The 25,799-nt window shown below is 61.3% G+C and carries 23 protein-coding genes and 1 pseudogene; 11 read left to right on the top strand and 13 right to left on the bottom strand.

Annotated features, from left to right (window positions below):
- The first annotated feature begins 3 nt into the window (after positions 1-3).
- The 6 genes from NKH16_RS15485 to NKH16_RS15460 all read left to right on the top strand — a co-directional run bounded on the left by NKH16_RS15485 (position 4) and on the right by NKH16_RS15460 (position 7,764).
- Positions 4-1,533, top strand: a complete 1,530-nt coding sequence (locus tag NKH16_RS15485) for an ABC transporter substrate-binding protein (protein ID WP_352746561.1) — start codon at positions 4-6, stop codon at positions 1,531-1,533.
- 67 nt (positions 1,534-1,600) lie between these two features.
- Positions 1,601-3,130 (top strand): xylulokinase, encoded by a 1,530-nt coding sequence (locus NKH16_RS15480; RefSeq protein ID WP_352746559.1) that lies wholly within the window; start codon positions 1,601-1,603, stop codon positions 3,128-3,130.
- Positions 3,123-4,448 carry an iron-containing alcohol dehydrogenase gene (locus NKH16_RS15475; RefSeq protein ID WP_352746557.1) on the top strand — a complete coding sequence of 442 codons (1,326 nt, stop codon included), beginning with the start codon at positions 3,123-3,125 and terminating at the stop codon, positions 4,446-4,448. The genes NKH16_RS15480 and NKH16_RS15475 overlap by 8 nt, the downstream gene beginning before the upstream one ends.
- Positions 4,449-4,525: 77 nt before the next feature.
- Positions 4,526-5,608, top strand: coding sequence for an ABC transporter ATP-binding protein (locus NKH16_RS15470; RefSeq protein ID WP_352746555.1), 1,083 nt, complete (start codon positions 4,526-4,528; stop codon positions 5,606-5,608).
- Positions 5,609-6,664, top strand: a complete 1,056-nt coding sequence (locus NKH16_RS15465) for a hypothetical protein (protein ID WP_352746553.1) — start codon at positions 5,609-5,611, stop codon at positions 6,662-6,664.
- A gap of 182 nt (positions 6,665-6,846) precedes the next feature.
- Positions 6,847-7,764 carry a sugar-binding transcriptional regulator gene (locus tag NKH16_RS15460; protein WP_352900248.1) on the top strand — a complete coding sequence of 306 codons (918 nt, stop codon included), beginning with the start codon at positions 6,847-6,849 and terminating at the stop codon, positions 7,762-7,764.
- A 42-nt stretch (positions 7,765-7,806) separates the two neighbouring features.
- On the opposite strand, the gene NKH16_RS15455 is transcribed toward NKH16_RS15460, so the two are convergent.
- The 5 genes from NKH16_RS15455 to NKH16_RS15435 form a co-directional block, all read right to left on the bottom strand.
- Positions 7,807-8,538: an ATP-binding cassette domain-containing protein gene (locus NKH16_RS15455; RefSeq protein WP_254819755.1), complete on the bottom strand. Its 732-nt coding sequence runs from the start codon at positions 8,536-8,538 to the stop codon at positions 7,807-7,809.
- 2 nt (positions 8,539-8,540) lie between these two features.
- Positions 8,541-9,521, bottom strand: a complete 981-nt coding sequence (locus tag NKH16_RS15450; protein ID WP_352450624.1) for an ABC transporter permease — start codon at positions 9,519-9,521, stop codon at positions 8,541-8,543.
- Between the two features lie 196 nt (positions 9,522-9,717).
- Positions 9,718-10,701 carry a sugar ABC transporter substrate-binding protein gene (locus NKH16_RS15445; RefSeq protein ID WP_502895713.1) on the bottom strand — a complete coding sequence of 328 codons (984 nt, stop codon included), beginning with the start codon at positions 10,699-10,701 and terminating at the stop codon, positions 9,718-9,720.
- A gap of 37 nt (positions 10,702-10,738) precedes the next feature.
- On the bottom strand, positions 10,739-11,944 hold the full coding sequence (locus NKH16_RS15440) for a mandelate racemase/muconate lactonizing enzyme family protein (RefSeq protein WP_352746547.1): 1,206 nt from the start codon (positions 11,942-11,944) through the stop codon (positions 10,739-10,741).
- A gap of 14 nt (positions 11,945-11,958) precedes the next feature.
- The gene (locus NKH16_RS15435; protein ID WP_352746544.1) at positions 11,959-12,678 is read right to left on the bottom strand and encodes a FadR/GntR family transcriptional regulator; all 720 of its coding nucleotides are present in this window, start codon (positions 12,676-12,678) and stop codon (positions 11,959-11,961) included.
- Positions 12,679-13,041: 363 nt separating this feature from the next.
- Here NKH16_RS15435 and NKH16_RS15430 point away from each other — a divergent pair, with 363 nt between their 5' ends.
- Positions 13,042-14,049, top strand: a complete 1,008-nt coding sequence (locus NKH16_RS15430) for a Tim44 domain-containing protein (protein WP_502901462.1) — start codon at positions 13,042-13,044, stop codon at positions 14,047-14,049.
- Between the two features lie 88 nt (positions 14,050-14,137).
- Here the strand turns inward: NKH16_RS15430 and NKH16_RS15425 are convergent, their stop codons facing one another.
- The 4 genes from NKH16_RS15425 to NKH16_RS15410 form a co-directional block, all read right to left on the bottom strand.
- Positions 14,138-15,235, bottom strand: a complete 1,098-nt coding sequence (locus NKH16_RS15425; RefSeq protein ID WP_352900243.1) for an AI-2E family transporter — start codon at positions 15,233-15,235, stop codon at positions 14,138-14,140.
- A 226-nt stretch (positions 15,236-15,461) separates the two neighbouring features.
- Positions 15,462-15,902: a PIN domain-containing protein gene (locus NKH16_RS15420; RefSeq protein ID WP_352746540.1), complete on the bottom strand. Its 441-nt coding sequence runs from the start codon at positions 15,900-15,902 to the stop codon at positions 15,462-15,464.
- Positions 15,865-16,113 carry a plasmid stabilization protein gene (locus tag NKH16_RS15415; protein WP_352455498.1) on the bottom strand — a complete coding sequence of 83 codons (249 nt, stop codon included), beginning with the start codon at positions 16,111-16,113 and terminating at the stop codon, positions 15,865-15,867. Before NKH16_RS15415 ends, NKH16_RS15420 begins: the two co-directional genes overlap by 38 nt.
- Before the next feature lie 230 nt (positions 16,114-16,343).
- On the bottom strand, positions 16,344-17,486 hold the full coding sequence (locus tag NKH16_RS15410; RefSeq protein ID WP_352900238.1) for a Fic family protein: 1,143 nt from the start codon (positions 17,484-17,486) through the stop codon (positions 16,344-16,346).
- A 789-nt stretch (positions 17,487-18,275) separates the two neighbouring features.
- Here NKH16_RS15410 and xth point away from each other — a divergent pair.
- Positions 18,276-19,067, top strand: a complete 792-nt coding sequence (xth, locus tag NKH16_RS15405) for an exodeoxyribonuclease III (protein WP_352746536.1) — start codon at positions 18,276-18,278, stop codon at positions 19,065-19,067.
- A 78-nt stretch (positions 19,068-19,145) separates the two neighbouring features.
- On the opposite strand, the gene ligD is transcribed toward xth, so the two are convergent.
- The gene (ligD, locus tag NKH16_RS15400; protein ID WP_352900236.1) at positions 19,146-20,924 is read right to left on the bottom strand and encodes a DNA ligase D; all 1,779 of its coding nucleotides are present in this window, start codon (positions 20,922-20,924) and stop codon (positions 19,146-19,148) included.
- A gap of 385 nt (positions 20,925-21,309) precedes the next feature.
- Here ligD and NKH16_RS15395 point away from each other — a divergent pair, with 385 nt between their 5' ends.
- Positions 21,310-21,477: a hypothetical protein gene (locus tag NKH16_RS15395; RefSeq protein ID WP_352746681.1), complete on the top strand. Its 168-nt coding sequence runs from the start codon at positions 21,310-21,312 to the stop codon at positions 21,475-21,477.
- A gap of 303 nt (positions 21,478-21,780) precedes the next feature.
- Here NKH16_RS15395 and NKH16_RS15390 read toward each other — a convergent pair whose 3' ends face one another.
- Complete coding sequence (locus NKH16_RS15390; protein WP_352592868.1) at positions 21,781-22,068, bottom strand: PilZ domain-containing protein; 288 nt, start codon at positions 22,066-22,068, stop codon at positions 21,781-21,783.
- A 456-nt stretch (positions 22,069-22,524) separates the two neighbouring features.
- On the opposite strand from NKH16_RS15390, the gene NKH16_RS15385 reads away from it, so the two are divergent.
- Positions 22,525-23,247: an RNA polymerase sigma factor gene (locus tag NKH16_RS15385; RefSeq protein WP_352746529.1), complete on the top strand. Its 723-nt coding sequence runs from the start codon at positions 22,525-22,527 to the stop codon at positions 23,245-23,247.
- A gap of 157 nt (positions 23,248-23,404) precedes the next feature.
- Positions 23,405-24,268 carry a ferritin-like domain-containing protein gene (locus tag NKH16_RS15380; RefSeq protein ID WP_502906221.1) on the top strand — a complete coding sequence of 288 codons (864 nt, stop codon included), beginning with the start codon at positions 23,405-23,407 and terminating at the stop codon, positions 24,266-24,268.
- 200 nt (positions 24,269-24,468) lie between these two features.
- On the opposite strand, the gene NKH16_RS15375 is transcribed toward NKH16_RS15380, so the two are convergent.
- Positions 24,469-24,672, bottom strand: coding sequence for a hypothetical protein (locus NKH16_RS15375; RefSeq protein WP_352821864.1), 204 nt, complete (start codon positions 24,670-24,672; stop codon positions 24,469-24,471).
- 303 nt (positions 24,673-24,975) lie between these two features.
- Positions 24,976-25,168, bottom strand: a pseudogene (locus tag NKH16_RS15370) (SLOG family protein); the annotation flags it as partial.
- Positions 25,169-25,799 lie beyond the last annotated feature (631 nt).

Below are 25,799 nucleotides of genomic sequence, written 5' to 3'. Positions count from 1 at the left end.
ATCATGAGCTTCAGTGAACACGACAAGAAGACATTCGTCGCCGATACCTGCAATGACTTTACGGCGCGCCGGATAACCAAACGCGACTTCATGAGGAAGATGGCGCTCGCTGGTGTCGGCTTTTCCGCCTTCGGATCAGCCATGCTAGGTGGCGGCCGCACCAGTCGGGGGATGCTGGGCCTCGGGGTTGAGGAAGCCCGCGCCCAGGACGCCGATATGCTGAAGTGGCTGGCCGACGTCGGCAAACCATATGCCGGCACCAAAATCCGCTACACCTCGGAAGCGACGCCGCCAACGATCGTTGCCAACCAGCTTGTCGCGGGTGAATTCACCAAGGCAACCGGCATTGAGGTGGAAGTCGAGATCGTGCCGCTGGAGCAGGTTCTCGCCAAGGCGACGCAAGACGTACAGGGCCAGCTTGGCACCTACGACGTCTACTATCTCGACCAGTCCTGGATGGCGACGTTTGCCCAGGATGTCGTCGATCCTCGCGAGTATTATGACCAGAACAAAGACCTGGCGATGCCCAACTTCGACTGGGACGATTTCTCCAAGCCGCTGGTCGACGGCATCGCCATGTACAACGGCAAACAGTGCGGAATTCCATTCGATATTCCGATCTTCATCCTGATGTACCGCAAGGATCTTTTCGACAAACACAACATTGCCCTGCCGACAGACCTCGACGCCTACCTCAAGGCCGTGCAGGCGCTCACAGAGGCAGAAAAAAGCAACGGCATCTTCGGCACAGCATGCCAGGCGAAGTCCGGCCATTATTCGCTGGAATGCGACTGGACCTTCGCATTGTGGGGCCATGGCGGTTCGATCTTCAACAAAGACAAGAAGTTTGTCGGCAATGACGAACGCGGCGTGGCCGGACTGCAATTCTATCAGGAGCTGGTCAAGAACTCGCCGCCGTCGGCGACGACGTGGACCTGGGACGGTCAGGGGCAGGCGTTGACACAGGGTCAGGCCGCCATGGCAATCACCTGGGGCGAGGATTTCCCCGGCTTCGACGCCAACGATTCCAAGGTCAAAGGCCTGTTCGAGGCCCTGCCCGCGCCGAAGGAAGTTCCTGGCCGTCGCGCCGCTGCCGATTGCGGCTTCAACGAAATCCCGGCCGTCGGCCACCAGGGTGGCTCGACGATTTCGCTGTCGCAATATTCCAAGAACAAGGAAGCGGCATGGCTGTTCATGCAGTGGGTCTGCTCGAAGGATGTGATGGCGCGGGTATCGACGCTCGGCGGCGGCGCCTCGCCGATGCGCAATTCCTCTTTTACAGATCCTCGGGTCAAGGCGAAGGCCGTTGTCGGCCCCGGAACGACACGCCATTTCGACGCGATCAAATACACTATCGACAACCAGATGGGATCTGAGCCGGACATGCCGATCTGGGCGGATCTGTCGAACAACGACATTCCGGTTGAGCTCGGCAAGTTGCTTACGGGCCAAGACTATGGCGGCGATGCCAAGGCTTGCCTGGATGCCATTGCCGGCATTGTCGACGGCAAAGTCAAGGACGCCGATCTTTAGCGGCTAATCAGTGATTTGGGGGCGGAGGCGGTTTCGACCGCCCTCGCCCGTTGGCAACGTGGCGGCAATGGTTCCTGATCTCGTCATCGGCATTGATTCCTCGACCTCGGCAACCAAGGCGATCGCCTGGGACCGCAATGGTCTGGCCGTGGCTGAAGGTCGTGCACCCCTTGCAATATCCAACCCGCGTTCGGGCTATTTCGAGCAGGATCCGGCCGAATGGTGGGCCTCGACGGTCACAGCGCTTCGTGGTGTCGCGGCAACAGTTTCGCCGGCACGCATTGCCGCCCTTGCGATTGCCAACCAGCGCGAAAGCTTCGGACTTTTCGACGAGCAAGGCGAAGCGGTCGGGCCGGCGACGCTCTGGCTCGATGAGCGCGCCCGTGGGAAAGCACGTCGCTTCGGCGAGAGTTTCGGCGCGGCACGCGTCCACGCAATATCCGGCAAGCCGCTGGACGTCATTCCTTGCCTCTACCGCATGATCTGGTTTCGCGAGCAAGAGCCCGAGATTTTTGCCCGCGTGGAGCGGATGGCCGAAGTCCACGGCTATCTGGCCTTTCGCTTGAGCGGCCGGTGGGTGACGTCCACCGCATCCGCCGACCCGATGGGCATACTCGATATGCGGGCTATGGACTGGTCGAACGATATACTGGAGGCAGCGGGCGTCGCCCGGCGCATGATGCCAGACCTGGCGCGGCCCGGCACCGTTCTAGGCCAACTAACTTCGGAAGCGGCCATTTCGACGGGCCTGCGCGAGGGCACGCCGATCATCGCCGGCGGCGGCGACGGTCAATGCGCCGGCACGGGCGCAGGTGTGTTGCAGCCGCGATGCGCTTACATCAACCTCGGCACGGCGGTCGTCTCCGGCAGCTTCGGCACGGACTACGTCCACGACCAGGCCTTCCGCACCGAAACGGCGGTCGCCGATGATGGCTACATCTACGAGACGTGCCTTCGCGCCGGCACTTTTCTTGTCGACTGGATGGCGCGCGAAATGCTTGGCGTCGATCTGCATGGCGCAAATGATGCCTTGGAGACGCTCGAGGCCGAAGCCGCTGCCAGCCCGATCGGCGCAGGCGGCATAATGCTCCTGCCCTACTGGCAGGGCGTCATGGACCCACACTGGGATAGTGCGGCCCGTGGTGTGATTGCCGGGCTTTCGGGCTCGAGCCGCCGCGGCGACATCTATCGCGCCGTGCTGGAAGGCATAGCGCTGCATCAGGCCGCGACAAGTCAGCGGGCGGCTGCGGCTGCCGCCCAGACCATCGACCAGTTCATAGCGATCGGCGGAGGAGCGAAGTCCGACCTGTGGATGCAGATTCTGGCGGATGCACTCGATCGTCCCGTAAAACGTTCGACGACTGTCGAAGCCTCCTCGCTAGGCGCGGCGATGGCGGCGGCAAAGGGGGTGGGCTGGTTTTCCACCATCGCCGAAGCGTCGCTCGCAATGGCCAGCGAGCCGGCCAAAACCTTCGAACCGAACACGAAACGGGCCGCGCTCTACGCCGAACTTCTTGCGATCCATGCTGATCTTTGGCCAACGCTTGCAGCCTGGAACCAACGCCTCGCGGCCTTCATGGAGGCCGATCATGGCTGAAACGACCAACTGGAACGCGTTGATCGAGGACGTTGTCGCTGGACGCTGGACAGATCCCAAGACAGGCGCGGCCGCGGTCCTGCCGTTCCAGACGATCGAATTGCTGGAGACGACGGAAGGCCGCGAGGCGGATCTCGTTGCGCCGCTGAAGCTAGGCAGCCGCATCGCCGTGGTCTCCGATATCAACACCGTCGATGTGATGGGCAGGCGCGTCGCGAAGGCGCTGCGTGCCATCGCCGACATCGACGAAATCGTGCTGCCTGACGGCCTCGACTGCGATGAGGCAATGATCCAGATGGTCAGGGAGAAGACGCGTCACGCCGACGGCGTCGTGGCCGTCGGATCCGGCGTTCTCAATGACGGCTGCAAGCATGCAACCTTTCTCGACGAGCGGCCCTATGCCGTCTTCGGCACGGCCGCCTCGATGAATGGCTACGGCGCCTCGACAGCGTCGGTGACCTTGGCCTCCGGGCTCAAGATCTCGCTGCCTTCACACGCGCCCCGGGGCATCTTCCTGGACCTTGGCGTGTCGGCCGCAGCGCCCGCCTGGCTCAGCGCCGCCGGGCTTGGCGACAGCCTCTGCCGCTCCACGGCCCAGATCGACTGGTGGGCTTCGCATCGGCTGTTCGACACTTACTATTCCGAGGTGCCCTACCAGCTGCAGGCGGGCGATGAGGAGCCGATGCTGGCCCATGCGCCTGGCCTTGCCAGGCATGACGTCACCGCTGTCGGGCATCTCCAGCGCGTCCTGACGCTGTGCTCGATGGGCGTGTGCTTTGCCGGCGTTTCCCATCCCGGGTCCATGGGAGAGCACCAGATTTCCCATTGGGTCGACATGTTCGCGCAAGACCATCATCCCGGCACCACGCACGGCCAGCAGGTCGGGGTTGCCTCGCTGGTCATGGCGCGGCTGCAAGCGCGGCTGCTGGACAGGGAAAAGCCGCCGCAGGTGAAGCCGACCGCCATCGACGAGGCGGCGATGCTGGCCCGTTATGGCGCGCAACTTGGACCACTTTGCATTGCCGAGATGAAGAAGACGGCACTCGACGCCAGCCAGTCGGAAATCTTCAACCGCAGGCTTGCGGAAATCTGGCCGGCGCTGCGCCAGGAGGTTCGGCCCATGGCAATGCCGGTCGCCCGCATGGAGGCAGCACTCAAGGCTGCGGGAGGGCCGGTCACCGGCGCGGAACTAGGCCTGCCGCGCGCGCTTTGGCACGACGCCATTCGCTATTCGCGAGAAATCCGCGGCCGATGGTCCTTTGTCAACCTGGCCGCCGATGCGGGACTCTTGGAAGAGTTTCTGGAGAGCGAATGGTGAGAGCGCATCCGATCGCCAATCGCTCGCATGGCGAAAATGCGATCCAACCGGCAAGGGCAATCGAAGGGTAGCAATTTATGGCGTCTGTCACCATCAGCAACATAAAGAAGGACTATGGCGCCCTCTCCATTATCGATGGACTCGATCTCTCGATCGAGGATGGCCAGTTCGTCGTTCTGTTGGGGCCCTCCGGCTGCGGCAAGTCCACTTTGTTGCGCATGATAGCCGGTCTCGAGCCCATCACGTCCGGTGAGATCGCCATAGGCGACAGGGTCGTCAACATGCTCCATCCCAAAGACCGCAACATCGCGATGGTCTTCCAGAATTACGCGCTTTACGCGCACATGACCGTCTTCGACAACATGGCCTTTTCCATGCAGTTGAAGAACCGCCCAACCGAAGAAATCAAACAGAAGGTCGGGTGGGCGGCATCGATTCTCAACCTGACACCCTATCTGGAACGGTATCCCCGCCAGCTTTCGGGCGGCCAGCGGCAGCGCGTCGCCATGGGTCGCGCCATCGTGCGGGACCCAACTGTGTTCCTGTTCGACGAGCCCCTGTCCAATCTCGATGCCAAGCTGCGCGTGCAGATGCGCACCGAAATCAAGGAACTCCACCAGCGGCTGAAGACCACCACAGTCTATGTCACGCATGACCAGATCGAGGCCATGACCATGGCCGATGTCATCGTCATCATGCGCGACGGCCACATCGAGCAGATCGGGCGCCCGCTCGATGTCTACGATCGCCCGGCAAATCTCTTCGTCGCCTCCTTCATCGGCTCGCCCGCAATGAACATGTTCCATGGCGAGGTGGCTGCCGAGCGCGACGTCTGGGTGGTGCGGACCGACGAGCTATCGCTCCCGCTGCCGCCAGGGGCTGCGGTCCGGCCCGGCCAAAAGGTGATCTACGGCATTCGCCCCGAACATCTTCGACCAGTGGCCGACGGGCGCGGCATTCCGGCGAGGATTACGGTTGTCGAGCCGACTGGCCCCGAAATCCACATCTTTGCCAGCATGGGCAACATCGCGATCTGCTCGGTGCTGCATGACCGCATGGAGCTCGCTCCAGGAGCTGTGATCCATCTGGAGCCGGCGCCTGAGCGAATCCACCTGTTCGACCAAGGTAGCGGCGAGCGGCTGGACAAGGGAAGAAGTTGAATGGCGCGGATCCTCATCCTCGGCGCCGGCGTCATGGGCTCTGCCATGACGCTTCCGGCCGCTCACGCTGGTAACCGCATCACTCTTGTCGGGACCCATCTCGATGAGGAGATCGTCGGCTCCGTGGCCAGCACAAGTCATCACCCACGCCTCAACATCACTCTGCCTGATGTGGTAACCGCCTGTTCCTGGACCGAATTCGGGGCGGCGATGAACGATGGACCCGATCTGCTTGTACTCGGCGTCTCGTCGGCCGGCATTCCTTGGGCGATCGACCGCATTGCAGAAAGCATCAAGTCGCCCGTGCCGATACTGATGATTACGAAAGGACTTGCAGCAAGCGACGAAGGCGTGGAAATCCTGCCACATCTACTTGCCCGCGAGATCGAGCAACGCACTGGCTTGTCTGTCCCGGTCATGGCCGTCGGCGGACCGTGCATTGCCGGCGAACTGGCGGCGCAGCGCGACACCTCTGTGATCATGGCCGGGCACGATCCCGACCAGGTCGCCGCGGCGTCCCGCATTCTGCGCGCGCCTTTCTATCATGCGCGATCGTCATCCGATCTCGTCGGCGTCGAGATCTGCGCTGCGTTCAAGAATTTCTACACACTCGCCGTTGGGGCTCCCGTCGGGCTGCTCGAGCGCGACGGCAAGGCGCCCAATGGCGCGCTCATGCACAACCTAGCCTCGTCGCTTTTCTCGCAGTCCCTCGCCGAGATGGCGATTCTGGTCGAAGCTCTGGGTGGAAAGGTCGAAACAGTGCTGGGGCTGGCCGGCTCCGGCGATCTTTATGTGACCTGCCAGGCGGGCCGTAACGGTCGCATGGGGCGCCTGCTCGGCCGCGGCCTGCCCTATTCGGTGGCGAAGCGCGAACATATGAGTTCGGACACGGTCGAGGGCGCGCAACTGGCGCTGGACCTTGGTCCGACTTTGAAGAATATGATGGCCCGGGGTGTACTTCCCCACGATCGCCTGCCGCTGACGAGGGCCATCATCGACGCAATTTGCCATGATGCTCCGCTGGTTTTGTCCTTCGACCGCTATCATCGAGGCTAGCGGAGCCGGGAGACTCGATTGATGCCTCATATCGATGAGCACATGGCTCCGCCGAACCCGCTCGGGACCCGCTGCCGCGGAGTGGACAGGATGATCTGATGGAGAAACCAGCACGAAAGAAACGCGACGGCCGCCAAGCCGTCACGAGTTCCGTCACGGCCGATCGCGAGGAAGGGCTGCTCGTGCGCGCCGCCTGGCTTGCTTATGTCGGTGACCTGACGCAGGCGCAAATCGCCAAGGCTCTTGGCCTGACACGCCTTCGCGTCAACCGGATGCTGGCGCATGCCCGTCAGCGGGGGATCGTTCAGATTCGCATCAATTCCAAGGTGGCGAACTGCATCGAGCTGGAGAACCGGCTGCGGGACGCCTATGGCGTTTCCGACCCAATCGTGGTTCCGACACCGCCCGATCCTACCCTGGTGCCACAGGTGATCGCAGCCGCTGCCGGTGAAGCCCTGTCGCATAGAATCCGTGACGGGATATCGGTGGGCGTGGGATGGGGACGGACGCTCCAGCTTAGTCTGCGGTCAGTGACCGTACGCCCCGTCAAAGGCATGTCGGTCGTTTCCCTGCTTGGCGGGCTCACGCGTGGATCGGCGATCAACATCTATGAAATCGCCTCGCGGCTCGCGGCGCTTTTCGATGCGGAATGCTTCTACATCGCAGCACCGGTATTCACGGATACGGAGGCCACGCGCGATCTGCTTATGCGCCAGTCTATTCTGGAAGACGCCTTCACCCATGCCCGCGACGTTGACGCCGCTTTCGTTTCGGTGGGCGCGGTGCACAAGGACGCCACCATCTTTCGGATCGGACTGGTAGGAGACGATGATCTCAGATCGCTCCGCGAAGCCGGAGCCGTCGGCGATATTTGCGGCCACTGGATCGGCGCCGACGGACAACTCGTCGATCACCCGCTAAACAGCCGTGTCATCGGCCTCGCCCCCGAACATCTGCGCGACGTCGACACTGTGATCTTGCCCTCCGGCGGCCTCGACAAGGTTCCGGTGCTGCGCGCCGTGTTGCGTCTGGGAGTCGTCGATGTGCTGATCACCGACGAGAAAACCGCTGAGGCGATCCTTGCGGAAGGCGCAGACTGATCTCTACCAGCAGAGCGGCTCGCAAGTGATCGCTTCTCCGCGTCACAGAACCTCGTGGATTTCCTCGATCGAAGTCTCGCCGATGCGCTTGTCGAGAACGATCTCGCCGCGCGCCATCGCCACGACCCGGTCACAGCATTCGAAAACATGATGCATGTTGTGGCTGATGAAGACGCTGGTGATGTTCTGGGCCTTGAGGGCGCGAACGAAGCCGATCACCTTTCGCGTCTCCTTGACCGAGAGATGATTGGTCGGCTCGTCGAGGATCATGACTTTCGACTTGAAGTGCATGGCCCGGGCGATCGCCACGCCTTGGCGCTGGCCGCCCGACAGTTCGCCGACCAGCGCATCGGGCGACCTCAGATGCAGATCGACGTCGGCGATCGCCTTGACGCTTTCGTCACGCATGCGCTTCTGATCCAGGATGCCGATGCCGAAAACCGAGCCCTTCACCGGCTCGCGTCCGATGAAAACGTTGCGGGCGATGGTCATGGTCGGGACCATTGAATTGTACTGGTAGATCGTCTCGATGCCGCGATCCATGGCGTCGCGCGGGTTCGAGAATCGGACCGGTTCACCTTCGATCCTGATCTCGCCGCCATCGGGCTTTTGGGTGCCTGACAGGATGTTGATCAGCGTCGATTTGCCGGCGCCGTTGTCGCCGACAAGGCCCAGCGCCTCGTCTGGATAAATGTCCAGAGTGACGTTCTTCAAGGCGTGGACGCCGGAATACCATTTCTGGAGTCCCTTGATCGCGATGATGGGTGCCGCCATGATCAGGTCTCCACCTTCATTGCCCTGCCCCGCTTTCGAAGCCAGGCGTTCACGACGACCGCGAAGATAGTCAGGAAGCCGATTGCCATCTTGAACCAGTTGGCGTCAACCTGGCTCAGCACCAGTCCGTTGTCGATGACGCGGATCAGGGCAGCCCCGATGATGCCGCCGAAGATGGTGCCAATGCCGCCAGTCAGCGAGGCGCCACCGATGACGGCAGCCGACACAGCTTGCAACTCCAGCCCCTCGCCGATCGAAGGCAGCGGCGCGCCGAGCCGCATCACCTGAATGGTGCCGGCAAAGCCGGCGAGCACCGAACAGATCATGAAGCAGGCGACCTTCACCCGGGCCGTCGGGATCCCCATCGATTGCGCGGCGGGCAGAAAGCCGCCGGTGGCGCGCACCCAGTTGCCGAAATTCGTGCGCGACAGAAGCACCGTCGCCAGGATTGCCACGGCGAGAAACCAGAAGAACGACATGCGAAAGAGGTCGCCCGGCCCCACATAGATCGTAAACAGCCATTTGGGCAGAGCGTTGGCCGGGATGACAGGAGGGAAGCCACCGGAGATTACCACCGTCAGCGAACGCGCGATGAACAGCATGCCAAGCGTGGTGATGAAACTTGGTATCGCGAAACGAATCGTTATGAACCCGTTGAAGAAGCCAATCAGGGCGGCGATGGCGAGCCCGGCGGCAAAAGCCGGCGCGAACGGCACGCCTGCCGCCAGCATCACCGCCATGGTCATCGGGGTCAGCGCAAATACCGAGCCTACGGAAAGATCAAACTCGCCGCATATCATCAGCAGGGTCACGCCGATCGCGACCAGCCCCATTTCAGGCAGCAGCCCAAGCATTCCGCGCACGTTCTGTGTGTTTAGAAATACGCCGTTCGAGCGAATCTGAAAGACGAGGAGGAGGAGGAGCAGGAACACGACCGCCGCAAGCTCCGGCTTCTCCAGATAAATCTTCATCAAGCGCTTCATCATTCGCTCCGGCTTGGGATTGTTTGCGCTGGCTTGTCGCATCGGCAAGGGGATGGCGGCAGTCTGTCTTCTACCGCCTTTGACGGGGGAGATGCCGTTGGAGGATGGGACGGACCCAACGCCCAAGGCCGTGCTGCCTGGCCCTCCCCCTTGCCCTCTCCGCGTAAAGAACGAGCAGAGGACGCCGGCTTCGCGCCTACCGCACGCCTTGTGCGGCCAGTTCCTTGAGTTTCGGCACGTCTTCCTTGACGATGATGCCCTTGCCGGTGTCGATGTCTGCCGGCAGCAGACCGACGTTCTTGGCGAGATAGGCTTCCATCACCGGCATGAACCCCTGCATGTAGGGCTGCTGGTCGACCTGGACCTGGATGTAACCCGCTTCCATCTGTTGCAGGACTTCCGAGACGATGTCGAAGCCGCCCATCAGCACCTTGCCCGGCTCGATGCCGCGATCGATCAGGACCTGGGCCACGTAGGCATGCCAAAGGCCGGTGTCGAAATACACCGTGGTGTCCGGGTGGGCAGACAGATAGGCGCCAACACGATCGGCGACGACGGCGCCATCTGTGCCGGTGTCGAGCCGTTCAATGACCACTTCGCGTCCGGCATTCGCGGCCTTGTATTCCTCAAGGAACTTCATGACGCCGGCAGCGCGCTGTTCCGACCAGTTCTGACCGGGCGCGGAGACGCCGACGAGCGCCCTGATCTTGCCTTCCTTGGGGAAGAACTCGGACATCTTCTTGCCGAGTTCGTAGCCGGCGGGAATGAAGCCCTGGCCGATGAAAGCCTGGCGGGCATTGCCGGCTGCACCCTCGGTGTCGTCGACGTTGGACGCGATGACCGTGACGCCGGCAGCGCGCGCGTCGGCGATGATCTGGTCGAAGGCATTGTTGTCGACGATCGAGGTGATCAGCGCGTCCGGTTTTGCCGCGAGTGCCGCCTGCATGTTGGCCGATTGTTGCTCGATCGAGCCTTCGGTCTGCGTGAAGACCATCTGGCAATTGGCCTGGATCTTGGCGCAGGCGTCGTCAAACCCCTTCTTCACCGCCTGCCAGAACGGGTTCGACGCCGACGAATGATGCGTGAAGACGATGTTCATCGGCTCCTGTGCGCGTGAGCCGATTGCCGAGCCTCCAGCCAGTACTGCTGCCAAGGCTGCCGAGATAAGTAGCTTCTTCATGGTTCTCCTCCTCCGTAGAAAGCTGCTTCAGGTTGTTTCAGAGAGTAGATGCGTCGCTCACCCGTCGAAGCGCCGTGAAGGCGCGATCGATCTCCGGGTTCAGTTCCATGCCGAGGCCCGGTCCGGGAGGCACGGTGATCATGCCGTTCTTCACCTGCGGCAAAGCGGTCACAAGGTCGCGGTACCAGGTCTTGTAAAAGGCCCTGACACTCTCCTGGACAAGCGCGTTCGGCGCATTCAGCGACAGGTGGGTCGATGCGCCGAGCACCACTGGACCGGTGCAGTCGTGTGGCGCGACCGGCAGATGCCATGCTTCAGCCATGGCAGCGATCTTGCGCGCCTCCGAGAGCCCGCCGCACCAGCTGATATCAAGCATGATGACACCGGCCGCTCCAGTTTCGAGAAGGTCGCGGAAGGCCCACCGGGAACCGAGCGTTTCAGAAGCCGATATCGGCGCCAGCGAAGCCTCGGCATAGCGTTTCAGGCTGGACAGGCTGTCCATCCTGATCGGATCTTCGTGCCAGAAGGTCTTGTAGGGGGCAAGCTCGCGAGCGATCTGCATGGCCGGCAGCAGCTGCCACATTGAATGGAATTCAACCATGATGTCCATCTTGTCGCCGACCGCATTGCGGATTTTCTCGAATGGCGCCAGCGCGGAATTCAAGTCGGGCTGCGATATGTACTGGCCGCGCGTTTTCTCGGCGGCCATGTCGAAGGGCCAGATCTTCATGGCCGTGATGCCTTCCTCCAATAACGAATGCGCCAGTTCGTCGGCGCGGTGAAGGAAGCCGTTCAGATCATCATAGGCGTCGCCGGGCTTATCGAGCCCGTAGTTGGCCGTCGTCTGCCCGGTGGCCTTCTTGATGTATTCGGTTCCGGCACAGGTGTTGTAGGTCCTGATCTCGTGCCTGGTGAACCCGCCGAGGAGTTGTGCGATCGGCTGACCGGTCGCCTTTCCGAACAGATCCCAAAGCGCGATGTCGAAAGCGGAATTGCCCCTGACTTCCGCGCCCGTCGATCGGAAACCGAGATAGCCGACGAGGTCGGCGGCAAGCAGGTCGATCTGCAAGGGGTCGCGCCCGATCACGCACGGCGCGACATATTCGTGCAGATAGGTCTCGACGGTTTCAGCCATGAAGAAGGTCTCGCCGAGTCCGACGAGGCCTTCGTCCGTGTGAACCAGGACCCAGAGAAGGTTCGGCCGCTCCTTGAGCCGCAGCGTTTCCAGTTTCGTGATCTTCATTGCGCCCCTGCTCCTCAGGCGATGCCGGCCGCCAGCAGGGCCTTGACGCTCTCGTCAAAATGCCTCGCCATCAGGTCACGCGCCGACTGGGGATCACCGGTCTCGATTGCTTCGGCGAGGTCGATATGGATCTGGATCATCGCCAACTGCTCGGCATCCGAAGGGCGGCTCCGCCAGCCGATCGGCCAGGTCTGGCGCGATACGCGCTCGAACGCGCCGACGATGAGGCTGAAAACCGGATTCTTCGCAGCCTTGGCGATTTCGAGGTGAAAGGCGAGATCGTGCTCCATGACCTGTTCCGGCCGCTGGAAATTCTCGCGCATGGCGAGCGCGTGCGTCCTGATCCTTTCCACTTCGTCGGCTGTTCTGCGCAAGGCCGCCAGCATGGCGGTGCGGGTCTCAATCGTGCGGCGCACGTCGTAGATTTGCTGCACCGTGATCTGCTCGGTGTGGACGCCATGCTCGATCACCAGTGACATGGCGCCATAATCCAGCTCGGCGACGGTAGCCCGTCTGCCCGCCCTCAGGTCGATAAGCCGCATGGCGGCGAGCGAGCTGAAGGCCTCGCGAACCACGGTACGCGAGACGCTCAATTGTCTCGAAAGCGCGGCCTCGCTGGGCAGCCGGTCGCCGGGCCCGAGCTCATGCGCGCGGATATGGCGCGTGATCTCGCCGATCGTGTTGCTGACCAGACTCGCTGCGTCGGAATGTTTTGCGGATACGGCCGTGCTCACGCAATCTCCAGTTCAGGAGTGGGCAAACCTGTATGGCAGGTTTTCCAGATATGTTGATAGTACATAGGAAAGCTGTATGTCAATCGAGCCGTCGCCGGGAGACCGTCGGCATCGTCGCCGGGAGACCAGTGACCCGACGCTTGCATGACCGCTGCGGTTGACGCGACCGATGCCGGTCGGCCGGGTGCGGGAGCCTGCGTGAACGAACAGCGATCATCGCACTTGGGTAGGGCAGACATTCTCGTCGTGAACCCCGGCGGGCGGCCGACCATGCCGCCCGAAAATATCTCGGCGGACGATTCACTGATATTTCGATCGACGCACCCCATATGACCGGAAAGAGTGTCACTTGAGGACTTGCCTATGCTGATTTCGCGTTGGGGACGGTTTGCAGTTTTGTTTGCGGGGTTGTTCCTGGCATTTTCCATGGTCGCGGTGGATCACGCCGACGCGCGCCGTGGCGGCAGCTTCGGCAGTCGCGGCATGCGCACTTTCCAGCCGGTCCCGCCGACCAGAGTTGCGCCGCAACCGGCCGCACCGGTCGAGCGCTCGATGACGCCCAATGCGGCAACGAACAATGCGGCCCGTCAGCCGCAGGCATTCCAGCGCCCGGGCTTCTTCAACGGCCTCGGCGGATCGATGATGCGTGGGCTGCTTCTCGGCGGTTTGATCGGCGTTCTTCTGGGCCATGGGTTCGGCGGCTTGGCCGGCATGTTGGGTCTTTTGCTGCAAGTACTGCTGTTCGGCGGCGCGATCATGCTGGCGATTCGCTTTTTCCGCTCGCAGGCGGCGCAAAGCCCAGCGCCCGCTATGGCGGGTGTCTCGCGCGCTACAGCGAGCTTTGGGCGCAACGCAGCAGCCCGGCCCGAGCCAAGCAACGCCACAGCGTTCCCCATTCGGGCTATTGGGTCAGGATATGGCGGAACGAGCCAAGGCAATCCTTCCCAAGCCAGTGCTTCCGATGAGATCACACTCACCCAAACCGACCTCGACACGTTCCAGCAACGGCTGACGGAAGTTCAGGAGGCGTTCGGGCGTGAGGACCATGCTGCATTGCGCCGGTTGGTGACGTCCGAGATGGTGTCCTATCTGTCCGAGGAACTTGCCGACAATGCCAAAAAGGGCGTCAGGAACGATGTATCGGACGTCGGCCTGGTGGAGGCCGATATTGCGGAAAGTTGGCGGGAGGGTGATCGCGACTACGCGACGGCTGCTTTGCGCTATGAGTCTCGCGACGTGACCCGCGACCGCATCAGCGGCAAGATTGTCGAGGGCCAGGCCGATCAGCCGACGGAGACAACCGAACTGTGGACCTTTACGCGGCAGGACGGCGGTGACTGGAAGCTTGCCGCAATACAGCAGCCTGGCTGATGTGCTTGCCTTCATTGAGATGTCTGCGCAGAGGTTGTTCAGGTTTCGCGCTACCACTCGAAGGCCAGCGCCCTTTTCGCGCGCTTGATCAATCCGTCACGGACTGATGTGGTAGCCCACCAGGGCGCGCCGGCATCGCCTTGGGCCGGTCGGTCAATCGAGTCTTTAGCACATCGATGAGGCTGATTGTGATGGCGATCACCGCAGGTCCGAGGACAAGGCCGGATGCTCCGAACAAGACGATGCCGCCGACCGCGCCGATAAAGGCCACCACCGTGTGGAGGCGCAACCGGTTCCCGACAAGCATCGGATAGAGCAGATTGTCGATGCCACCGACGATGACGCCGCCCCAGACGGTCAATATCGCCGCGCTGGCCCAAGCCCCCTCCAATGCGAGATAGACCGCTGCGGGCACCCAGATCACAAACGCCCCGAGCACAGGCACGATGGCAAGAAGTCCCATGACAAGGCCCCAAAAGACCGGGGTGGGCAGGCCGAGCCACCAGAATATCAGGCCACCCAATGTCCCCTGGACGGCGGCAACGAACACGGTGCCGAGTAGTGTTGCATGGACGGTCTCCGCAAAGCGGGACAAGATGTAGGCTGTCTCCGGCGCGCGCAGGGGCGAAAGGCCCGCGACGGCTTGCAGGCCATGTTGGCGGTCGCGCAGAAAATAGAACAGAAGATAAAATGTCAGGCCGAACATCGCGACTTGATAGATGGAGCCACGCAATAGCGATGTGCTTTGTCCCGTCAGCCATTGCACGAATGCGGCGACTGAACCGGCCGGATCGAATTGGTTCTCGATCCATTGGGCAATGGCCGAAAGCGTGGGATAGCCAGACATGAAGCCGTCTGCGTCCCAACCGCGGATGACCTCCTCCAGATAAGTCGCTCCGTTTACCGCCTCGCGAACGAGCTGTTGTGCGACGAGCGCCAGCGGCAGGCCGACAGCGATCGCCGCGAAGCTTACCGATATCAGCGCTGCCAGGTTTCGATTTCCGACCCGTCTCTCAACCCACCGATGAGCCGGAGACAGAATGATTGCCAGGACGAGCGCCCAGGTCAATGCCGGCAAAAAAGGCCACGCCAGCAGATAGCAGACATATAGACCGATCGCCGTCGCTGCCAGGACGCCGAGCAATTTCAATTGTTTTACATCCGGCATCTGTTTCAGATCGGGCATCTCTCGCCGTCTCGCAAGCCCAGCGAGCCTAATGGTTTTCCCGAAGAAAAGGCAGGTCGGTTGCCGTACCCGGTCAGGCTGCCGCTGAGCCGCTTCGAGTGACCTTCGGGGGATTTTGACGGCATGCAAATCGAACCTGATATCGCTCGCCTGCGCTTTGACGGCCTTTCAGCCCGTCTTTGACAGGCAGATGGGGCTTGAACAAAAGCGACGACAGGAAAACGCTTCAGAACTCCCAAGGAGATGTCAGAACGAGTCCTGCCGTCTCGAAGTCAGTCAGATTGCGCGTGGCGAGGCGGCCACCGTTTACTCGAGCGATCGCCGCGATCATGCCATCGGGTGCCGACATGCCGCGTCCCTGGCGAGCAGCAGCACCCAAAATTTCCCCATAAACCAGCGCAGCCTCTTCTGTCAGACCGGAGATGCGAAACGCCGGCGCCAGTCCGCCAACCCTTGCTCCAGCCGTTCGGCACGTTGATCCGGGTCTTATCTTCTGGATGCGGAAGGCGATCTCGGCAATCGTCACGGTTGGAAGCGCGAGTTCGGCATCGTATCGGATCAGCCAGGCAATGACTGCCTCGTCTGGGGTCCTTTCAACGTTTCGGAAACGACGTTGGTATCGACAAAGATCAAAGCTCGACGCCTCGATTCGGCCGGCGACTCTCACGGATCACCGCCTCAAGGTCGATGTCTGTGCCGGATTGCGCTGAAAGCCGCGGATAGAAGGCAGAAGCAGGCTCACGACCGGCCTCGCGGACCTCGTAAGATTCGAGGGCGCGCTCGACCACCTCCGCAATCGAGCGGTTTTCACGGCGGGCAAGCCGGTGTGCAAGATCACGCGCTTTAGCGCTGCGGACTGAGAGTTGTGGCTCGGCCATATCAGACTCCTTGGCACCCATCGTATAGGCTCCTGCTAGCAAGATGGCTTCTGATGGCTTGATGTCAAAATCGATCTTGCAGGGCGTGTTGCGGCTTCGCTTGACAGCTTGCGTCCGAGCCCGATGGACTTGGCCAGTGCCGAGCGACAAACGGCGTAGACGCATTTTCCGAACCAATCGAGCGGGCCAACCTTGCTCTGGGGCGCGCGCTGTCGGCTCGCGCTCCTGCTTCAACGATGTCGCCGAGGCGCGTGGTCCGGCCCGTCATCCAAACCTGCCAGCGAATAGCTCGTGCTTCGCCCGCCGGCTTCATCTCTCACGAGTATCCCTTGCGCCAGGAGATCATTGATATCCCGCAAGGCCGTGTCAGGTGAGGTCTTGGTCAGCACTGCCCATTTCGAGGAGGTGAGCTTGCCTTCGAAGCCGTCCAGGAGCCGATTGACGACTTTGCGCTGGCGTTCGCTTAGAGGTCGTTGGACCATCTCCTCCCAAAAACGGGCCTTTCGCAGCACATTGGCCAAAATCTCCTCGGCCCCGCTGAAGGCGCGGTCGAGACAGCTTAGAAACCATTGCAGCCAAGGGGTGATGTCGAGATTGCCCTTCTGCGTCCGTTCGAGGATGGCGTAGTAGTCCTTCCGCTTCGCCCGGATTTGCGCGGACATGCTATAGAACCGCTGAGCGCTGCCCTCCGATCGCGCCAACATCATGTCGGCGATCGCGCGGGCGATACGGCCGTTGCCATCCTCGAAGGGATGGATGGTGACGAACCATAGATGGGCGACCCCCGCCTTCAGAACGGGATCAAGCGGCGCGTAACCGTTGAACCAGTCGATGAACGCGGCCATTTCAAGCTCAAGCCGGGCCGCTGCTGGAGCTTCATAGTGGACTTTCTCCCGACCGATGGGACCTGAGACGACCTGCATCGGACCAGAGGCTTCATGCCGCCACGCACCGACGATAATCTTCGTCATGCCGCTGCGACCCGTCGGAAACAGGGCCGCATGCCAGGCGAACAACCGCTCATCCGTAAGTAGCGCCTGATAGTTCTGAGTTGCGTCGAGCATCATCTCGACCACGCCCTCGACATCGCGGTCGACCGGCGCCAGTGCGCCAATATCCATGCCCAGTCGGCGGGCGATGGAAGACCGCACCTGTTCCTTGTCGAGAATTTCACCCTCTATTTCGCTGGATTTGAGAACGTCCTCCGTTAGGGTCTGAAGCACCGCCTCGGCCCGCAATTCGAAGCCTAGCGCCTCCATCCGCCCCAGCAGCCGGCCCTGCCGATGGCGCACCGTCGCCAGTTGATCGGCAAGGTCCTGACTGCGCCACTTGAACTGCGGCCAGTTTTCAAGCTCGTAGATATAGGTCGCCATTCTCCGCACTCTTTGCGTCGAATATGGGCCTCAATCGTCGTATATGCAAGATCATTTGCCGCAATTTCTGCGGTGAATAGACCAGCTAAACACCGCATGGTCACGGCTTATGATTCCCCATTATCAGCTTGTTCTCTCAAAGACCTCCCGTTTGGCGCTATATCTCGTCAGGTTATGAGGCATTTTGCGATTAGGCAGTGAGAATGGCACTGGTCCAGTACTCCGACAATGGCTTCTTCGCTCCGCGCACGATTGCCGACGCCTTTCGCACGACGAGCGACGAAGTCGGCCGAACTGCCGGGCTGGGCAAGGATGCCGTCCAGCACAAGCAGCGGGTCCGGTCGGACAAGACCCACGGCCGATGTGGTCCACAAGGTCGAGCCGTGCCACCCTTCGCAAGATCGCCCGCCTTGCCGCTACGAATTGAGAGCTGTGGCTCGGCCATATCGGATTCCTTCAAGCATTACTTAAACCCACTGGACCCAAGGCGGTCGCCCTCAGTCCGCAGTAGACCTGCCCAAGCTCCACCCGTCCGAAGAGTCCGTGCGTTGCGGCCGCCCTAACGCCCGATGTGAGCGCCGCATCTACCGCTCGCGATTTCGCCTACCACGCTCCCGACGACCAGCTCCTGCGCTCATCGCTCCATCTGGCACGCGGAAAAGCTTGCTGAAACCGCTCGACCGCCATTCTATAAAGACGACTGACAAGGCCTCCCTTTGCCGGCATGATGCAAGCATCAACATCTGAGCGTTCCATGCTCAAATCGCCAAGAGTTGTTGAGAACTTCGGATGACCCGTATCGCAACCTTTAACGTCAACGGCGTGAACGGTCGCCTGCCCTTGCTCATCAAGTGGCTGGGTCAGACCGACTATGACATCGTGTGCCTTCAGGAATTGAAGACTTCGGATGAGAAATTTCCCGCGGAAGCCGTCAGGAACGCCGGTTATGGCGCGATCTGGCACGGGCAAAAGTCCTACAACGGCGTAGCTATACTCGCACGGGGAAAGGAGCCCCTGGAGCGTCGACGCGGCCTGCCGGGTGACCCTGACGATACTCACAGCCGGTATATCGAGGCAGAGGTGGATGGGATCGTCGTGGGGTGCATCTACCTGCCCAACGGCAATCCAGCGCCCGGCCCGAAATTCGACTATAAGCTCCGCTGGTTCGACCGTCTGATCAGCTACGGCCAGCTATTGCTCAAGGAGGGGATCACAAGCGTTCTGTGCGGCGACTACAACGTCGTGCCAACGCCGATCGATGCCGTGGTGCCGAGACGTTGGACGGGCGACGCAGTCTACTTTCCGGAGAGCAGGGAGGCCTACGCCGAAATGCTAGACAATGGCTGGATTGATGCCGTCCGCTGCATTCATCCGGAGAAGGGCATCTACACGTACTGGAACTTCTCCTACCGGGGCGGCTATGATCGGAGCTCCGGCCTGCGGATGGATCATCTCCTCGTCAGCCCATCACTTTCGAACAGGTTACGTGACGCGGGCGTGGACGCTGACTTGCGAGGCTGGGACAAGCCGAGTGATCATGTGCCCGCCTGGATACAGATCGACCTGTCGGCAACGAATTGAGTCATCCATTGTTCGGCGGGCGTCTTCGCCCACTGCTAACAGATGCCTTATGGGAAGTTCGTCCCCTGTCCTTGATGCTCACGCTGCCTTTCTGGCGGCCGCCCTAAACGGACGGTCAATGGTGAACGCATCTGGACGGATGGCTGCCTCAACCTGGCTCCAGGTCACGGGACGGGCGATTGGGAAGCCGGGTCGCGCTCGTGGGGAGAAGGCGCCGACAGCCGTGTTGCCGCGCCCATTGCGAAGGTAGTCGATGAAGATGCGGCCCTTTCGGGCTGCCGGCGCGGCGGAGAGCAGATAGCGATCAGGATGAGCTTCAGCGAGGCGCTTGGCGAACGATCGGGCAAGGAGCCGGGCATTGTCATGCGTGATCTTCGTCTCAAGTGGGGCCATCAGGTGAATGCCCTTGCCGCCCGTCACCTTCGGCCAGCTCTCCAGACCTTCCGCTTCCATGGTGTCGCGAAGTGCCAGCGCGGTCTCGATGACTTCATCCCACCCGACCTCCTCGCCCGGATCAAGGTCCAGAACGATGCGGTCGGCATGCTCGATGTCGTCAACGGTGGCATTCCAAGGATGCAGCTCTACCGCATCCATCTCGACCAGCCCCAGCAAGCCGGCAAGGTCGTCCACCCACACGCGCAAACCTTCGCCACCCTCGCGCTTTTGAACGCGCAACTGATGCACTGTTGCTGGGATCGTCGGCAGCGCGCCTTTGTGGTAGAAGGTTGCCCCGAGAGCATGGCGGACCAGCTTCAGCGGTCGGTGGCCGAGATGGACGAGTGCGTGATCGGCAACCCTCTGCCAATAGCGCGCAAGCTCTTCCTTGGAGGGCGAGACCGCGTCGGGCAGCAGTTGCAGGATGTTCTCGCTGAGAATGCCATGTTCCTGGGCTGGCCCACGTCGCTTTGATGGCGCCGGAGGCTTGGCCGGGATCGCCACGAGGTCTTCTCGCAGACCCTTGAATACTGCCTCGCGCAACACGCCGCGATCAGTGACGCCGCTGAACTGTACCTCGGCCAGCACCTCTGGCCTGACCCACGTCGCCTTCGGCTTCACGATGGGCTCTGACAGAGGCGACTTGCTGATGATCAGCGGGTCGAGCCGCTCTCGGACCAGGTGCGCAGCGCTCAAGGTGTAGCCGCTGCGAGCCTTCCCGGCATAGAGCAGTCGGTCGCCCTCGCGGCGACCGATGTAGAGGGATGCGATGCGGCGCGGGTGAGCGCCCAGCTTCTCGACAAATGCCACGATGGGGAAAGTGTCGCTCTTGATGCACTTCACCTTGAGCCAACTGGTCTGGACCCCTGAGCGGTAGGTGGCATCGGTGCGCTTGGAGACGATGCCCTCCAACCCCATACGGCAGGCATGTTCAAACACGTCCGTGCCGCCCACTTCCAAATGTTCTGCATAGGTCAATGTCGGCGCTGAGTTCTTCAGCAACTTCTCAAGGGCTGCCTTGCGCTTCACCAGCGGCTGCTGCCGCAGATCGCGCCCGTTGAGGTGCAGCAGATCGAATGCATAGAAGATGAGCCTCGCCGAGTCTGGGCTGCCCAACTCCCGTTCCAACGCTTGGTAATCCGGCAGGCCAGTGTCGCCGAGAACGACAGCCTCACCGTCGATGATCGCCGCTTTCACCGGCAAATCCGCCGCCGCTTGAACAATTCGTCGGTATCGGTGCGACCAGTCGTAGCCACGGCGCGTGAAGGCTCGCGCTTTGCCGCCCTCAATGATCAGTTCGGTGCGGTAGCCATCGTACTTGATCTCATGAAGCCATTCGCCGCCCTCGGGCGCATTCTCGACCAGCGTGGGCGACTGAAACTCAATGAAAGAGAGCCGACCATCCCCAGTTTTGGAACTCATCGCACACTCCTGACCTCCACCCCAACTTTGGTGCCGCTGAATAGGTTCCGGAACAGAGCTGGCCGAAGGAGTAGGGTCCCGAGCCGGTTTACCCGATCCTTGCTCGAACCGGGCGTGGTTGAGGGAACTCTTAGTTAAGCCATCTCTTATGTACGAATGTCGCTTGCGCTGGCATTGCCTATCAATGCAACAACGTCGAAGGTCTTATTGGTGTTTACGAGCCCGGCCCGGGACCGCGCCCGCGGCCTGCCAACTGATCGGCTGTTGGCGGACGCGACGACCTGCGCGAGCGCCCTTGTACTCGTCGGCGGATGTACGACCGCTCTTTTCACCACCGATGCCGTCACGCTCGAGGATGTCAGGGCAACTGACGACGTCGACCTAATTGTCGATCTACTTCGATGCAAGGCTTTCCGGCACGCCCGGCGCGAAATGGATTGCCGAGCACGGGGCGGGCGCCAGCATTGTGCTGGTCAATCGCGAGATGGCCGACATGGCCGCGGCGGCCGTGGCGGGGCTCGGCCTCGCGGTGCTGCCCCGCATCATCGGATAGCGGGCCGGGGTTGCGGCGGTTGACCGGGAAATCCTGGGGCGGCAGAGCCTCTCGGTCGTCTACCGTCGCGAGCCCGCGCTGGCGAGTTCGGTTCCAATCATCGTCCGTTTCCTGATCAACGTGATGCGGCGACATTTTGGCGCGATGCCGCGCTGAGCGGTCAGAACCTGAAGGTCGACGAGACAATCGACGGCTCGTGTGAGTTGAGCCTTTGCCCATAGCCGTGCGGCGGCTTCCTTTGCTGTGTTGAAGGTCAGTGCCAACTGTTGCTGCCGGTGGTGCTCGGCTGGTGCGACGAGAACTTCAGCCATAGTGAAGGCGCGGTTTGGGCACTGTTTCGGTGAACTGCACACCGACACGGTCGTTCCTGCGCCAGCGCAACACAGACCGATAGGCAACGCCATCGGTGGGCACGTAGAGAAGGAAATGCTCCGGCACCAGGGCTTCGACCGGCACCTTGAGTTCGGCTCCGCCGACGTTCTGGTTTCGAATGGTGCAGCTGATTTCGGAGTTGTTGATGCCGTTAATGATCGCGGCACCCTTCAGGACGCGCTGTCTCCGTTCGCGGCGGTTGTCGCCTTCTTCAACCATTGAACCTCCGTTAGGCACCCCACTTGTATACCAGAACCGCCCACGCGCGAGCCGGATTAAATCGCGGAGCGTTGTTACCCGCGTCGAGCTGCGATCGCTGTCCAGTCGGGTCAAAAGGGTTTCCATATGCCTCGGCCCCTTGCCTCGGCCTGATACAGCGCCCTGTCAGGATTCTTGAGCTGCCCTTCCGGGTAGCCGATGGGTCCGCCCGGAAGGGGTGCCAACGTCCGCCTTCAAACGTTGCGCCAAGTTCTTCGTCGTCAGGCCGGGGCCGACCGTCGTCAAGCGATAGCCGGCCGAAGGGTTCGGCTCCACCCTACTGCCGTGGAGCGTTCTAAGTCGCGGTTGGGTGGTGAGCAGACCTCTGGTTCGCTAGAGTCCCAAGTCTCCACCGGGCTGCAGACCGAAACCCGGAAAACGCTTATCTCACAGTAAGCTGATGCATCTGGAGCGCCTATGATGAAGCCGACCGGATCCAACGAGGCAGTGAGGATCGAAGACCTTGACGACGCGGGGCTGGTTGAACACGCGCGACAGCGTGACCCCGCCGCATTCTGGTTAATCATCAAGCGTCACAATCAGCGGCTTCACCGGGTCGCCCGCGCCGTCCTGAATGACGACACTGAGGCGGAGGACGTACTTCAGGAGACCTATATCCACGCCTTCACCCATCTGGCCGAATTCCGCGCGGAGGCGCGGCTGTCGACCTGGCTCACCCGGATCGCGCTGAACGAGGCGCTGGGACGCCGCCGGAAAAGGCGGCCCACTGTCGACGTGAAAGTCATCGAAGGCATGGTCGCTCCCTTCAGCGCCCACAAGCCTGATCCCGAAGAGGCGGCCGCTCTCGCTGAAATCCGCAGCCTCCTGGAGCGAGCCGTCGGTGGCTTGCCAGAGCCCTTTCGGATCGTTTTTGTCATGCGGGACGTCGAGGAAATGAGCATTGAGGAAACGGCTTTTCTTTTGGCATTGCGACCTCAGACAGTGAGCACCCGCCTTTATCGCGCACGCCGGCTGCTTCGCGAGGCGCTGCGTGACAAGCTCGCCACCGTGTTCACGGATACGTTTCTCTTCGCTGGCGCCCGTTGTGACCGCCTCGCGCAATCAGTCTTAGATCGGCTCGCAATCAGCCTGGTTCGAAAGAATACTCATCAGTTGAACGTGGCGACCGAGCGCACGTAGACGCAGTCCACGCCGAGATTACGCCGGCTCCTTTCGCGGGGCTTTTGTGGCGGGACACGGGAATATTTTGGCGCCCCGGACCATCTAATCGTCGGCAAATGCATTCGGCGCCGCGGTGCTGACAGCGGTGTTGAATCAACAAACATAGGAGACCGCTATGCAGGGCGCACTTCACCTATCCCGGCGTCAGTCGCTTCAGGGACTTGTCGTACTCGGTGCCGGAGCGGCACTCGGTGGAATCGCGCGGCCTTCTCCGGTATTGGCACAGGACATATCGGACGAGGACATTTTCCGTTTTGCGCTCAATCTCGAATATATGGAGGCTGAATACTACCTCCGCGGCACCACCGGAAAGGGTATCGACGACGCCGATGCCGGCTCGAAACCGGGCGATGTCGTCGGCGGAAAGAAAGTGTCCTTCGAAACACCCGCCATCGGCCAATTCATGCAGGAAGTTGCTGAAAACGAGCTCGCACACGTCCGATTCTACCGCAAGACGCTTGCAAAGAACGCCGTCGACAGGCCGGCCATAGATTTCGATGCGGGGTTCAAGGCGGTTACGGAGGCAGCTGGCCTCGGGCGGGACTTCGACCCCTTCGGTAACGAAACGAACTTCGTTCTCGGCGGCATGCTGTTCGAGGATGTCGGCGTCACCGCCTATGCGGGTGCGGCGACAGTTCTGAAAAACAAAGACTTCCTCGCCGCCGCCGCAGGCATCCTGGCGGTCGAGGCCTATCACATGGGAATGGCGCGATCTACGCTATACCGGAAGGGAGAGGAAGCCTGGAAGGCCGCTAACGCTGTCTCCGATGCCCGAGACAAAATCGACGGATCGGATGATAAGGACCAGGGGATCCAGGTGGACGGCAAAGCCAACATCGTTCCTTCAACGCCAGACGCAATCGCTTTCACCAGAACACCGCAACAGGTGCTCCGGATCGTCTATCTCACCGACAGGGCCGGAGTGAGCAAGGGCGGCTTCTATCCGGAAGGGATGAACGGCACGCTGAAAAGCACCTGAGCCAGTTGCGACGGGTGACGATTGGCCGCCGGAAACCGAGCGGCGTGATATCGGCTGCTCTCGGAAAAAGACCATGAATAATGATGATAATGGGAACCACGGATCGTCAGCTTCGCCACAAGCGAACCTCGGCCCTTCTATGCGCCATGAGTGAACCCTCGCGGTGACGACATCGCTGTGGCTCGTCGGGTAGTACAACGCTACGCTGCCTTGGCCCTAGCCGACACAGCGCTCTTCGCAAAGTCGCGCACGACCTGCACGAATGCCTCCGGTCTTTCGAGGGGCATGACCTCGCCAGCTCCGCTGATGACCTTACCTGTCAAGGCCTCGGCACCAATTGCCTCGATCCCAGCAACATAGTCCTCGATTCCGCGGCCGTCCGCGTCGCCGCGCAGATAAAGCATGGGCGTCCTGATCCGCTTATGCCGCAGGTTCTTCTTGGCGTCCGCCTCGAACGCTCGATACCAGTCGATTGAGATCGTAGGCCACTACGGCTCGGAAGACCTTCCCATTGGCGCGCGCAGGGTCTTCGTTGTGGTTGAAAATGCCGCCAAATGGGTCATTCGGGGCCAAGAGCTCCAAACAGAGCAAATCAGAAATCGACGGGATAGAAGAAGGTTGGTCGCTGATCTGAAACGTGACCGTTGAAGCGCATGAGAGGCCAGTGCGGAGCGTCAGTTTTGCCGCTTGGCAGTTAATCAGCCGGAGTGCTTTTCATGGACCTGGTCGAGCTTGGCCCAAATCAGCCGGTAATCGTCAAAGTCGAGCCCACCGGTGACAACGATCTTTGAGCCGGGAGGAAAGAGCACCTCATAATCGAACCGCTTCTTCGTCATCGAGGACGTCGCGGCTGTCGATCCATCGCCGAGGTGAATTGCGGTGGTTGACCTTCGACCCGCTGTGCGCAACTGAGATTTGCCGTGCTGCTACTGAAAAATTCGGAAAGCCCACTTGTCCTGCCTCGGGTTCCGACGCACACGCGAGAAGCACGGTTCGGCCATAAGTCGAGGGCACGCGCCGCGGTCTGGAGCGGCGATCGCTGTCTGGTCGAGACCGCCGGCACTATCCGAAACAATGTGAGGCGCGATCGCGATCATGTGGCGCTCTATGGCGATCCTCGTAGTCCTGCCCGGGTTGGACAAGGAAGCTGTGGCAGAGCAAATTCGCGGGAACATTGAGGCCGCCGCTTTTCCGAGCCCTGCACCTGGCGTGTCGCACCGCGTCACCGTCAGCATCGTAGTTGCGGTTCAGGCGGCCGACGAGGCCATCTCACCGGAGCATCTTCAGTGTCAGACGGATGCGTGACTCTATCTTCCCAAGCAGACCGGCCGCGCCGAGTGCTGCTCCACAGACCGGAGTCGTCCGAGCGCAAAGATATTCGGTTGACGGTGATGCCGTCAGCCGGGTGCAGTGCAAGAATAGTCGTTTCGCTCCGCCCTCCTTGAACGGCCGAGGTCGATTTTGCGGAGGACCGCTGCTGCTGGTCGCCATCTCCGCGCTCAGAACACCTAGTCTCAGTCTAGCGAGGAGC

The sequence above is a fragment of the Mesorhizobium sp. M1307 genome (assembly GCF_040318155.1).
In the GTDB taxonomy this organism is placed as follows: Bacteria; Pseudomonadota; Alphaproteobacteria; order Rhizobiales; family Rhizobiaceae; genus Mesorhizobium.
This window is presented reverse-complemented; position numbering and strand designations above follow the sequence as displayed.